The sequence below is a fragment of the Pseudoalteromonas porphyrae genome, from assembly GCF_001298125.1.
Taxonomy (GTDB): Bacteria; Pseudomonadota; Gammaproteobacteria; order Enterobacterales; family Alteromonadaceae; genus Pseudoalteromonas; species Pseudoalteromonas neustonica.
In genome coordinates, this window is the sequence record NZ_LHPH01000016.1 from 18,752 (window position 1) to 31,353 (window position 12,602).

General features: G+C 39.2%; 13 protein-coding genes and 2 tRNA genes. 7 read left to right on the forward strand and 8 right to left on the reverse strand.

All coding sequences use genetic code 11. The features are described from left to right. Nucleotides 1-5 precede the first annotated feature (5 nt). Nucleotides 6-548, reverse strand: coding sequence for a YdcF family protein (locus tag ADS77_RS13775; RefSeq protein ID WP_235575784.1), 543 nt, complete (start codon nt 546-548; stop codon nt 6-8). Nucleotides 549-683: 135 nt separating this feature from the next. Here ADS77_RS13775 and ADS77_RS13780 point away from each other — a divergent pair, with 135 nt between their 5' ends. Next, a complete protein-coding gene (locus ADS77_RS13780; RefSeq protein WP_054206331.1) occupies nt 684-923 on the forward strand; it encodes an RNA recognition motif domain-containing protein in 240 nt (79 codons plus the stop codon). 601 nt (nt 924-1,524) lie between these two features. On the opposite strand, the gene ADS77_RS13785 is transcribed toward ADS77_RS13780, so the two are convergent. From ADS77_RS13785 to ADS77_RS13795, 3 genes are all read right to left on the reverse strand, one after another. Further along, entirely contained in the window at nt 1,525-2,124 is a 600-nt protein-coding gene (locus ADS77_RS13785; RefSeq protein WP_231659088.1) for a hypothetical protein, read from the reverse strand. A gap of 104 nt (nt 2,125-2,228) precedes the next feature. After that, nucleotides 2,229-2,546, reverse strand: coding sequence for a DUF6172 family protein (locus tag ADS77_RS13790; RefSeq protein ID WP_054206330.1), 318 nt, complete (start codon nt 2,544-2,546; stop codon nt 2,229-2,231). Nucleotides 2,547-2,692: 146 nt separating this feature from the next. Next, nucleotides 2,693-3,214, reverse strand: a complete 522-nt coding sequence (locus ADS77_RS13795) for a VC2046/SO_2500 family protein (protein WP_054206329.1) — start codon at nt 3,212-3,214, stop codon at nt 2,693-2,695. A 112-nt stretch (nt 3,215-3,326) separates the two neighbouring features. Here ADS77_RS13795 and ADS77_RS13800 point away from each other — a divergent pair. Together ADS77_RS13800 and ADS77_RS13805 are read left to right on the forward strand one after the other, a co-directional pair. Beyond that, a tRNA-Tyr gene (locus tag ADS77_RS13800) sits at nt 3,327-3,411 on the forward strand. A gap of 49 nt (nt 3,412-3,460) precedes the next feature. Then, nucleotides 3,461-3,545 (forward strand) — tRNA-Tyr (locus tag ADS77_RS13805). Nucleotides 3,546-3,600: 55 nt separating this feature from the next. Here ADS77_RS13805 and ADS77_RS13810 read toward each other — a convergent pair. Beyond that, nucleotides 3,601-4,302 (reverse strand): M48 family metallopeptidase, encoded by a 702-nt coding sequence (locus tag ADS77_RS13810; protein ID WP_054454942.1) that lies wholly within the window; start codon nt 4,300-4,302, stop codon nt 3,601-3,603. 115 nt (nt 4,303-4,417) lie between these two features. Between ADS77_RS13810 and ADS77_RS13815 the strand changes: the two genes are divergently transcribed. From ADS77_RS13815 to ADS77_RS13825, 3 genes are all read left to right on the forward strand, one after another. After that, entirely contained in the window at nt 4,418-5,398 is a 981-nt protein-coding gene (locus ADS77_RS13815; protein ID WP_054454944.1) for an ion channel, read from the forward strand. A gap of 186 nt (nt 5,399-5,584) precedes the next feature. Further along, a complete protein-coding gene (locus tag ADS77_RS13820; protein WP_054454946.1) occupies nt 5,585-8,926 on the forward strand; it encodes an MHYT domain-containing protein in 3,342 nt (1,113 codons plus the stop codon). Next, nucleotides 8,926-9,915: a two-component system response regulator gene (locus ADS77_RS13825; RefSeq protein ID WP_054206325.1), complete on the forward strand. Its 990-nt coding sequence runs from the start codon at nt 8,926-8,928 to the stop codon at nt 9,913-9,915. The genes ADS77_RS13820 and ADS77_RS13825 overlap by 1 nt, the downstream gene beginning before the upstream one ends. Here ADS77_RS13825 and ADS77_RS13830 read toward each other — a convergent pair. Both ADS77_RS13830 and ADS77_RS13835 read right to left on the reverse strand, forming a co-directional pair. Next, a complete protein-coding gene (locus tag ADS77_RS13830; protein ID WP_054454948.1) occupies nt 9,912-10,307 on the reverse strand; it encodes a VOC family protein in 396 nt (131 codons plus the stop codon). The two genes, ADS77_RS13825 and ADS77_RS13830, sit on opposite strands and share 4 nt — an antisense overlap. Beyond that, nucleotides 10,304-10,969 (reverse strand): HD domain-containing protein, encoded by a 666-nt coding sequence (locus ADS77_RS13835; protein ID WP_054206323.1) that lies wholly within the window; start codon nt 10,967-10,969, stop codon nt 10,304-10,306. The genes ADS77_RS13830 and ADS77_RS13835 overlap by 4 nt, the downstream gene beginning before the upstream one ends. Nucleotides 10,970-11,107: 138 nt before the next feature. On the opposite strand from ADS77_RS13835, the gene ADS77_RS13840 reads away from it, so the two are divergent. After that, the gene (locus tag ADS77_RS13840) at nt 11,108-12,298 is read left to right on the forward strand and encodes a class I SAM-dependent methyltransferase (protein ID WP_054206322.1); all 1,191 of its coding nucleotides are present in this window, start codon (nt 11,108-11,110) and stop codon (nt 12,296-12,298) included. Between the two features lie 3 nt (nt 12,299-12,301). Here ADS77_RS13840 and ADS77_RS13845 read toward each other — a convergent pair whose 3' ends face one another. Beyond that, complete coding sequence (locus ADS77_RS13845) at nt 12,302-12,598, reverse strand: PilZ domain-containing protein (RefSeq protein ID WP_054206321.1); 297 nt, start codon at nt 12,596-12,598, stop codon at nt 12,302-12,304. Nucleotides 12,599-12,602: the final 4 nt, after the last annotated feature.

Sequence of the window (12,602 nt, forward strand, 5' to 3'; positions counted from 1 at the left end):
AGCAACTAGCGGCTTTTTTGTGACTGTAATGCAATAAACTGCTGCACATTTTTTACTTCTCTAGGCATGACTGCACGCTCGTGGGCATGTAATTGCGCTAATTTAATCTCTGATAATGGCGTTTTAGCACTGACTAAAGTTAGCTCTAGATTAGGTTGCACATGACTAAATACATAGTGAACTCGTGCAATATGGAACTCTGAGCTGACCAAAGTGGCCGCAGTTATATTTTCCGCTGCGAGTAGTGGCTTAGTGAGTAATGCATCCTCAAAGGTAAAGCGGCTTAGCGCCACCGGTAAAAAAGCAAATTCAGGTATACCTAGTTCAATTAAATAACGTTTAGTATATTCACCATGAGCATGGTTAGTGGTATTAAAATGCGCTCCAAATCCACCTGTACACAAAATCTTAGCGGGCATTTTTAGATAAGTTTGATAAGCCTGCTCACAACGGCTTTTTGCTATCAATGATAAACTGCCGTCATTATTATTTGGCCCACCTAAAACAATTATTGCTGTTTTAATTACGCTATTCGTCACTGCTTTCATTTCGCCACTCTCAATTGTTCTTTTTTCTTTGGCTATCAGCTTAAAACTATTTTTGCTGTTTGTAATTAATCATTAGGTCAAACTGCTTTTCCTTGAGACAATCACGTTAGTTATTTTTAAACCATGGTTCATATAATGAAACTATTAGTTAGAAACTTATCTCGCACTATTACTGAGCATGAAATTCGCACTCTTTTTACTGAGCACGGTAAAGTAGCCGATTGTAATTTAGTACTTGATAAAGAAACAGGCCAATCAAAAGGCTTTGCCTTTGTTGAAATGCCTAATGATGCTGAAGCTTCTGTAGCAATTAAAGCATTAAATCAAAGCACTGTAGATAAAAGTAAAATCCGAGTAAAAAAAGCTGACGCTTAATACCAATCTGCATAAATATTTGAACAATTTAACGAATTAAATCACGCTATAGCGTCGTTAAAATTTTTATTTAGAACAACTAGATATAAAAATTTTTGCCTAGGGCGTGTTGACCTTTCGTGATTGATTTTGCAGCAGTATGTTTGGTATTTAGGCAAGGCAGAGCCTATGTCGTGTGGTTGTTCCCCATAAATAGGCGATAATGCAGTATAAATGCCAAACATGCGCTGCCCAAAGGGTTCTTCCTAGGGGCGATTGACTCTTTGTTACCTACACGGATGTAGGTAAGGGGCGTGAGCAGGATGCGGAAGCTTTGCTCGGTTTTTACTTATTCTCACATGGATGTGATCCAGTAGAATAACGCAGGAGCAGTTATCGAGCCCGCTAGGTTACAAACCTCGCGCCGCGATTAAATCGCCCCTAGATTGAACAAATTTCAATCCACAAAGGTCAACACGCCCTAGTTATAGCGCAATTTTTTGTCATTAAATAAACTCCATATCTATCCAGATTGGTATAACGCGTAAAGTGACATACCAGCTTTATAATGTACGGGAGTTTAGCTTGCTAAAATACAGTGTTTTATTTAATTGGTATGCCATTATTTTAATGGTAATAACGTAATAGACTTTACTTGAATGACCGCGTTACCACCTTCATCATCTTTTAAATCAGGCACTAAATAAACCGCACTTACATGCGCTTTAATAATACCTAAATCCTTTGAGTTCGTTGGCGTCCAGCTAGGTCGATTAAAATCAGCAACATTAATACATGCGCTTACCCACTTTTTGGCTTTAGGCAAAATATGTTGATAGTGCGCATAACTTTTATCGCCCTTCCCACCGTATTCTTTTTGAGATAATTTTACCACTAAATCACGACTGCTTTGATAGGTAAGCTGTATTGTCTCAGCGCCCTTTAAGTCACCTTTTGGTAGATCATAAATCAGCTCCACCCACGAGTTATTTTTGGCATCCACGCGAGGCACTCGCGAGAAATTAACCCAAATTGCCCCCTCTGACAGCAAACTCGCTTTTGTTAGTGCTTTACTTCCATGCGGATCGGTGGCGTAACGCCAGTCTTGCTCAGTTAAAGTGTTTTTCGTTAAGCTAGTTTCATCTTGCAAGCATGTGTTTGTTGCATGAACAGAAAATGGTAATAAGCTAAAAAATAAAATACGTAGTGATCGGTTAAACACGCAAAATCCTTATTAAGAGTTTTTTTGAGTATACCTTAAAGCTGGATTAATTAAAGGCACAAAAAATGGGCAGTTAAGCCCATTCTTTTAGCGAAAAGATGCAATTATGCTTCAGATTCGTCTTCTTCTTCCTCATCAACAGGCTCTTGACGCTGTGCAGCGCGTGCGATGATTTCAACGTAGAAGGACGTTAAGCCTTGCTTTTCAATTTCACTGATAGAATTATTTATCTCAGCAACATGCACTACTTGTGCATCGTCTGCTGTATTACCAAACTTACAATCAAATGCCCAGTAATCAGCATCAAATGGTAAGGTTTTGTTACGCTCTCTTTTCAAATATTTTTTTACTTCATGCTTTGCAGCATCAACCATACGTGGATATTTGATTTTCTCGTGATTCAGCGTGAATGTTTTCTTCATTACGTTCCTAATTACCTTTATTAAATGATAATGGTATTTATGAAACACCATTTGAGGTCATTATAGCAATTGCATTTAATTTTTGGATGCTTTTTTTACACTAAAGTAAATTAATTAGTCTAGTGTCAAAATATGACACATTAATGTCAAGCTTGAGATAAGTGCAACGGCTGATGAAGTGCTTCATTATTAAGGCTGTCGTAAAAAGCTGCCGCATCCATTTGTGGGTTATCGAGCTGAGTTTCTTTATGTTGGTGGCGTTTACGGGTGACTAATTCACAGTTATCAATAATATTTAGTGGGATATGAATTTTATCATCACGAATAGCTAACGGTTCTGGCGCTAGACATGCACGTAATCGAAGGTCACTCATCCCACCATCATTAAGGCGTTGCGCATTATGTTGGCCAATCAACATATCAAACTCTGTTGGTGCAAGTACTTGTTTTGGCCCTGCTCCTAATTTTTTACGCAATTGATCTTCATCTTCAACAACAACATTCGCATCTATGGGCGTTTTAGGAAGATGAAACTGACTAAAATCTAACGCATCATGAGAAAGCATTGCCAATAACAAAGCAAACTCGCCACGACGTGATTCACTCACACTTATAGCAAGACGATTGTTAAGTTGACTCTCTGTGATTAACAAATCATCGATTTGCATAGACTTTAGCCGATTAAAGTAGGTAATAGATATTTATCGGCTTTATTTCATTTTTCTTTAGCTTTTTTCTTTACTTAAATGCTGATTTTGCTATTATCAGCGCCGTTGCATTGGAGGGGTTCCCGAGCGGCCAAAGGGATCAGACTGTAAATCTGACGGCTCAGCCTTCGCTGGTTCGAATCCAGCTCCCTCCACCACTTTTCTTACCGCTAAGTTAAGTGGGGCCAAATGCGACAAAATTAGTGTGGAGGGGTTCCCGAGCGGCCAAAGGGATCAGACTGTAAATCTGACGGCTCAGCCTTCGCTGGTTCGAATCCAGCTCCCTCCACCACTTTTCTTTCTAGCCTTGCTAGTTCTAGACTTAATTTTTCTAATTTTATTCTTTATTAATCAAATACCCATTGTAAACTTGAACCGTGTTGTTTTAACCACTTTGTTGCTTGCTTATAGTTCGGGTAAAATTCACTAACGCGTAGCCAAAATGGCGCACTGTGATTTAAGTACTTCAAGTGTGCAAGCTCATGCACAATTACATAATCAATAATGTACTGTGGTGCACTGACTAACAATAAATTAAAGGTAAGTTCCCTGCGTCGATTACAACTACCCCAACGTCGTTTATAAGTTTGGATCCGAATGCTGCTAGGCAGCGCTTCTGCCATTTTCAAACAGTAATCATTAACCCGCATTTCAATGTAACTTTCTAACTGTTCGTGTAAAAAGGTTTCTAATAATGTTTGATACATTAATTGTTGATGCTTAACTCGACCAGAAATACTGAGTTGCAAAGTGGTCACAGGCTGATTTTTCACTAACAACCAATGGCTACGATTACTTACAGCAAAAGTTAATTGTACAACATCATCAAAAACAACCACCCGATTATTTTTTAATGGGTATTGCCTTGTGTCTAATTGCTGGCTTTGCTTGGTAATTTGCACATTGATCCAATCTGTTTTACTCAACAACCAACTCTCAAGCTCTTTTTTAGCAACACCTATAGGTGCATAAACTGTCACAGCCTGCTGATGAACTTTAATTGCCACGGTTTTACGACGGCGACTGCGCTTTAATGTGTATTCAAACAAATTTAACTCTTAGTGCTACGGTGAGCAATATGGAATAATTTTCGAGTTATTATATTACCTTGCAAAAAAACTGCTAACCTATAATTAAGAATAATTTGAAAAGCAGCATCCGATTATGCCTGATAAGCCTTGTTGTAAGTATACCTCCCCCGATGGGCATCAATGCCAGGAAATAGATATGGGCTCAGGTTTTTGTTTTTGGCATGATAATAAGTTTGATAAATCGGGCCTTGAGCTGAGTCACAAATTAGAACGTTATGCTAAAAAAGGAGGTTTATTGCAAGGTCTTCAGTTACAGCGTGCAAACTTAACAGGCTTAAGCCTAATAAAGCATGATGATGAAGAAGGATTTGATTTATCTTACAGTAATTTTTATCGAGCAAATTTAAGTGGTGCTCACCTATTTAATAATACAATCGCACACAGCTCATTAATGAAAGCAAATTTACGTGAGGCTAACCTGCACTACTGTAACTTGCAACATACTAATTTATTAGGAATTAAGCTGGACAACACGCGCATTGATAAAATTGATTTAGGTGTTGAATTATTACAAGAGAGCCAAGCTAAAACAGCCCTTAAACAATCAGATCGCAACACTGCGCTAGACCTATTTGAGCAATCTGAAGAAATATTTAGAAACCTACGTAAAGCATCGGAACAACAAGGTCTTTTCGAGCTCGCTGGTAACTTTACCTATAAAGAATTAAGAATGCGCCATGCGCAATACCCCAAAGGCTCTAAAAAACAATTAGCATCCAGTGCTATCAACTTATTGTGTGGATATGGCGAAAAACCTGAAAACGTCATTAGGTTTAGCTTAGGCTTAATCATTTTTTGTGCATTTTGCTACTTTATCTTTGGCGTTGTATATGCCGGAGAAACGCTCCAACTAAATTTATCCGCTTCTTTCAATGATAACTTATCAGCATTACTCAATAGTTTTTATTTTAGTGTTGTTACATTTACGACGTTAGGCTACGGCGATATTACGCCAACCGGATTTTCTCGTTTTATCGCCGCTGTAGAAGCATTTTGCGGTAGTTTCTCATTAGCTTTATTCGTAGTTGTCTTTGTAAAACGTATGACTCGCTAGGCTTCTTTCAAGTTGAAAGAATAATAAATTACAGGTTTGGGCAAAACTCGCTATAAAAACAACTGTTAATAATGCTAAAGTTATAACCTATATAATGTAGTGCACTGATTTTAAGTGCTTTGCTTTTGTTAATTTCTGTCGCATTCCATGAGTGAACTTATTGGATAAGCCATATTTTGAGCCATTATGCTTGCAACGTTTTTTATTACGAATCAAGACCCTAGTTTAATTATAAATGGTGTTTTTAACCCTTTTTTGGTGACGCTATCAATTTTAACGGCCATTTTTGCGGCCTATTTCTCTGCATATTTAATTGATCTGGCAAAAGAAACACGCTTTAAGAGCTATCAAAGGCTCGCAAATTCAACCGCTGCGCTCGTGCTCTCTGGTGGTATTTGGAGTATGCACTTTATTGGTATGTTAGCTTTTTCTTTGTGTACTAATATTAGCTATGACCCTGCAATCACTTTCCTCTCTTTTATTCCTGCTTTTTTGGCTTGTTTAACGGCTATTTCTTTATTAGTTAAAAGTAATAAAAAATTCATAGATTTACTCGTACCATCCGTTTTGTTAGGCGCAGGTATCGGGACCATGCATTATAGTGGGATGGCAGCAATGGAGTTGAGCCCGCTACTTAGGTATGACCCACTCATGTTTGGTTTATCAATTATTGTGGCTGTCGTACTTGCGTTTATATCCTTGTACACACGTTTTAATATCAGCCAGCATTTCCCTAAATTTACAGTTATTCAAGCAAGGCTGATCAGTGCGATTATTCTCGGGTTTGCCGTTGCGGGCATGCACTATATGGGAATGGCCGCCACACGATTTGTTGCAACATCCCCATTATTAAATGACAGTAGCAAAGATTCACAACTTACCTTTGTGGCCATCAGTGTCGTTTTTTCTACCATGCTTTTAACGGCAATTGTAGCTATTATAAACGGCATGGTTCGCTACCGGATGTTGTTAGAAGAAAAAACAGGTAACGAATCACGCTTAGAAGCCATTTTATCCACTGCGATTGATGGCATAGTTACAATTGATCACCTTGGCCATATTCTAAGCTTTAATAATGCTGCAGAAGGTATTTTTGGATGGAGTGAAGCCGAAGTTCGAGGAAAAAATGTTAAAATGCTGATGGCTGATGACATTGCTAATCATCATGATGATTATCTTTCTAAAGCAGACCATATTGATTTAGGGAAAGTTATTGGCATTAATCGTGATGTGTTCGCAAAACATAAAAATGGTCACTTATTCCCTATCCGACTTGGCATAGGTGAAGTCAACCAACCTGGTCATAATTCCTTGTTCGTTGGCTTTATCACAGACTTAAGCGAACAGCGCACCCTACAACAAAACCTAGTCAAAAAAGAGCAACAATATCGCTCTTTAATGGACAATATGCCTGGTGTTGTTTTTCGCTGCCATATAAATGAACAATGGAGCATGATTTTTATCAGCCCTAGTATTCATGAACTAACTGGTTACATACCCTCTGAGTTTATTAATAAAAATATCGAGTTTGGTAATTTACTTTATAAAGATGATATTCCACATATTAACGAAGCAATTGATCAGGCGATTACAGATAAATCGCAATATTCAATTGAATATCGAGTACGCCACCGTAACGGAAATCTAATTTGGGTACTTGAGAAAGGTAGTTTTGAATTTAATGAGCATGGCGTAGCTATTTGGATTGACGGTGTGCTTGTTGATATAAGCGAGCGACGAAAATACGAAGATAAGCTTAAGCTCGCCAAAATAGCCGCAGAAGATGCAGCGCAAGCTAAGCAGTCCTTTATGGCAAATATGAGCCATGAAATTCGTACACCAATGAATTCAATCATTGGCTTTAGTGACTTATTGATGGACACTCCGCTTGATCAGGAGCAGCAAAAACATTTGATCACCGTAAATAATGCAGCACGCTCACTACTGCGCTTACTTAACGAGATCCTCGATTCTGCAAAACTTGAAAAAGGGAAACTGACTATTGAGCCTGTGCATTTTAACCTCCAACCTATGCTCGACAGCATTATCTCAACGTTCTGGTTAGAAGCCAAAAAGAAAGATCTAGCGTTAAACCTTACCATCAAAGAGTCAGTGCATACTGCCTACTATGGGGATCCCGATAGAATCAGGCAAGTACTCACAAACTTAATTGGCAACGCAATTAAATTTACAGAAAAAGGGACTGTGGATGTAACCGTGAGTACGACTCAAAACAATTATTTATTTTTTGAAGTGCAAGATACTGGTATTGGTATTGCCAAAGATCGCCTTAAAGCTGTATTCCAGCCATTTGAACAGGCTGATGGCACCACGACCCGTCGCTTTGGTGGAACAGGCCTTGGCACGACTATTAGCAAACAACTCGTCGAATTAATGGGCGGCTCTATTAATCTAGTCAGCGAAGAACATAAAGGCAGCTGTTTTTTCTTTTCACTCCCACTTGGTGAAGGAGATGAAAGTTTAATTAACTACTTTGATGGCCTACATACACAATTACCTCCTTTGCGTATTTTAGTGGTTGACGATATTGAGCAAAATGTTGAGCTACTGCGTTTATTACTTTCTCGAGATAAGCATACCGTCAGCACCGCGTGTAATGGTTTAGAGGCGCTGGCCATTTTTGAGCAACAAGACTTTGATGTTATTTTGATGGATATTCATATGCCTGAATGTGATGGCATCACAGCAACGCAAAAAATACGTAAAATAGAGCAGCAACGACAGTTAAAAAACGTGCCTATTATTGCGCTAACAGCCAGTGTTTTACAGCAAGATAAGCTAACAGCGAAAAAAGCGGGAATGAACGGATTTGCGAATAAACCGGTTGATATAAACCAACTAAACCAAGAAATTTCGCAAGTTTTGGGTTTTGGACTGAAAAAAGAAACCTTGATTGCCCACACAGATCCAACAGCGCTGCACATAGATTTCAAAAAAGGGCAGCTGCTTTGGGGCAGTAAATGTAAGCAGTTGACACAAATTCAGCGTTTTTTAAAAGAACAACACCCACTTTACGACACTATGTTTAAAAATGGCTTAGCTGCATTAAAAAATGCTAATAGCACACTACACACCCTTAAAGGCTTATCGGGTAATTTAGGTTTACCAACCATGATGAAGCTTTTCTCCGAAATAGAAAAAAGCCAAACATTACAGCAACAAACTCAACTCATTAGACAATTACAAACAGAGTTAAATACGGTGAGTCAGCTTTTAATCGAGAAGACATCATCTTGCATGCCACACCATGAACCTGAAAAAAACACACGCGAGTTATCACTCAGTGAACTTAAATCAATGTGTGAACTACTTTTCAAAGACGCTGAAAACGCCGAGCTTAACGATGAGTTCTTAGCAAAAATAGCCGCTGGTGCACCACAGATTTATCAAAGTGAAGTTACTGCCTTAGTAGAATCTTTTGACCTATTTGATTTTGATAATGCCCAAAGTAACCTTAAATTATTAATTGAACGACTTAATCAGACTGATAATATGGAAACACAATGATGGACTTAATAACTGAGCGCCCAAGAATTCTTATTGTTGACGATGAACCCGCCAACTTAAAAGTAATGCGTGAAGTCTTAAGCAAACATTATCGTCTATCGTTTGCTAAATCGGGAGATGCCGCACTCGCATTAGTTGAAAAAGAACCACCTAAGCTTATACTACTTGATATCATGATGCCTGATATGAATGGCTTTGAAGTATGTCAACGCCTTAAGAGCAACCCTACAACTACACATATCCCGATTATTTTTGTTACTGCATTGAGTGATGAAAGCGATGAGTTTAAAGGCTTTGAATTAGGCGCGGTTGATTACATAACCAAGCCAATCAGCCCTGCAATCGTTCGTGCAAGAGTAAAAACACACTTATCACTCATTCAGGCTGAGCAATTAAAATTAGCCCATGTAGATTTAGTTCACCGTTTAGGGCGAGCCGCAGAATATAAAGACACCGATACAGGTGAGCACATTGTTCGGATGAGTAAATACAGTAAAATTCTTGCACTTGCCTATGGCATGCATGAAGAGCATGCTGAGCTGTTAAAGCAAGCGGCACCAATGCATGACATTGGGAAAATCGGGATCCCTGATGCGATATTGCTCAAGCCAGGAAAACTAACGGCAAGCGAGTTTGATTATATGAAAGAGCACGCTCAAATAGGTGCGCAAATTCTTGAAAACTCTTCGTCACCTTTGCTTCAATTGGCGCACTTACTTGCGATAGAACATCATGAGAAATGGGATGGTTCAGGTTACCCTAACGGTTTGCAAGGCAAAAACATATCAATTGAAGGCCGTATTGTTGCGATTGCCGATGTATTTGATGCATTGACCTCAAAACGCCCCTATAAAGAGCCATGGCCTATTGAAGATGCACTAAAATTTTTGCAAGAACAAGCCGGCGTTCATTTTGACCCTGAGCTTGTCCATTTATTTACAGCGCAAATTGATGCGATTATGGATATTTACTCAACCTATCAAAACTAATTGTTGAGGTGGCCTGCAATATACTGATAGTCATGTGATGTGATCTCATGGCTATTACCGCTATTATCTTTAAAATACACCGAAAAAGTTACTTTATGATCAGCCCGCACCGTTTTTATATTTAAGTCTTTCAGATGTTTCAACCACGCCAAAAACTGCTCTCCTGTCGCACCAAAAGCAATCCCTTTACTTGTGCCCTCACCTTCAAAAAGAGCAAGTCTGACAGTTGCCCCTCGATCCTCTAACGTTAATGGGCCTGTGCCTTCATTCCAAAAAGCCAGCTCTGGGATCACTGTAAAACCCAACACTGATTCGTACCAAATAAGCGACTCGGCAAGGTTTGCCACATTTAAATGGCAATGATCGACCCCAACTAACAATGGACACGTCATAGTTCTTTCCCCACTTCTGACTTTAACTGCTCTATAAACGCCAACATATAATCAGTGCGGCGCTTTGCTTCCGTTTTCGCTGAAGGCGTGTTCATACTTTTTGCGATGTGAAGTAACTTAATAAAAAAATGATCGAGTGTATATAGTGTGTCATCCGCTTTACGCTGTTGGCAAAATGGATCTTGCGGGTGATATAAATGTCGGCTGATTGACCCACCAACCTTCATACAACGGCTAACGCCTATTGCACCTAATGCATCCATACGGTCAGCATCTTGCACAATCTGTGCTTCTACCGATTGTATTTGTATATTAGCGCTAAAACTGTGGGCAACAATCGCATGATGAATGGCAGTAAAAAATTGCTGGTCATACCCTATTGAAGCTAAGAAAGAAATCGCTTTATCTGCTGCCATCGTTGACGCTTTCGCACGATCAGGGTGGTTTTTCGCAACGGCTACACAATCATGTAGCCATGCAGCAGGAAGTACCACTGCCATATTGGCTTGCTCTGCAATGCAAAGCTGCTTTGCTACGCGTACGACTCTTTCAATATGGGTAATATCGTGAGCAACATCGGCACACACAACTTCAGTAATAAACCCTTTACAAGCAATTTCGAGTTGTTGTAATGACACCGGTAATGGAATTTCTTGGTTCATAAATAACGTCGTTTCAAATTAAAACAATCAATTGCAGTTACTTTACCGTGCTTATAGGGGCTTGTGCAAAACATTCATTGTATGTTCGCCCTTGCTTCACTAAAATAGCCTGCTAATTTATCTGTAATGAGAAGCCCAATGTCATCTGCCGTATACCTACAAGCTGGTCGTGAAAAATCACTAAAAAGAAAACACCCATGGTTGTTTTCAAAAGCCATAAAAAAAATAAAAGGTAAACCTGGGTTAGGTGATACGGTAACTATCCATGATAACGATGGTAAATTTTTAGCAACTGCCGCCTACAGCCCACACTCACAAATTAGAGCCCGAGTATGGAGCTTTGACGAAAAAGAAATCATTGATCAGGCATTTTTTGAGCGTCGTTTACGTCGTGCATTCGACGCACGCGAACAAGTAATCATTGAAGGTGGTTTAACTGGGTTTCGCTTATGTGCTGCGGAGTCTGATTTTCTGCCAGGCGTTACTATTGATAAATTTGATAATGTACTCGTTTGTCAGTTATTAAGTGCTGGCGCTGAGCGTCATAAAGGTGAAATTGTAGGCGCATTAATCAGTATTTTCCCTGGTTGTGATGTGTATGAGCGCTCAGATGTTGAAGTACGCACCAAAGAAGGTTTAGAACCTACGATGGGTGTATTATGGGGTAATAAACCTGAGCAGCCTGTATTAATAGAAGAAAACGGTTTTAAAATCGAAGTTGATATTCTTGAAGGTCACAAAACAGGTTTTTACCTTGACCAACGCGACAGCCGTGCAGCCCTTGAACGTTTTTCTAAAGATAAAAAAGTACTTAACTGCTTTAGCTACACAGGTACATTTTCATTGTACGCATTACGTGGTGGCTGTGAGCATGTTACTAATGTTGATGTATCACAACCAGCCCTAGATACTGCTAAACGCAATATTGAGCATAATAATCTTGATCTCAGTAAAGTGGACTTTGTTAAGCAAGACGTATTTAAATTATTACGTCAATACCGTGAAGACGGCGTGCTATTTGATACAGTCGTTATGGATCCACCAAAATTTGCGGATAATAAAGCCCAGCTTACTGGTGCGTGTCGTGGTTATAAAGATATCAACATGATTGCAATGCAAATACTTAAACCTGGCGGCACATTGCTCACTTTTTCATGTTCGGGGTTAATGGAACAAAACTTGTTTCAAAAAGTGGTTGCTGATGCAGCTCTTGATGCTGGTAAAGACTTATTGATTATGGAACGTTTAAACCAAGCAGCCGATCACCCTATTGCTGGCAGCTACCCTGAAGGTTTTTACTTAAAAGGCTTGATCTGTAAAGTTTACTAATCGCTAGTTAAAATGCATGATTTCAAGTCCTGCTGTGACCGTGCCATCGTTTTCTTTGCTGGCGCGGATCACTTTAGCGGTCGCATCAAGTGGCGCTATATTTGCGCTTGTCGAATTAATATTCACTCTTACAATTGTGCCCACTTCAAGTAACTCATCTAAATGTACTGACAATCCTGTCGCACTTAAATCCACACACACCGCATCAAAATGCTGATCTGAAATTGGCTCTATTGTTACTAATTTTGCTTGTGCGTTGATCTGCATACGTTTGAAATTACGTTGTTCTTCATTAAGCATACTG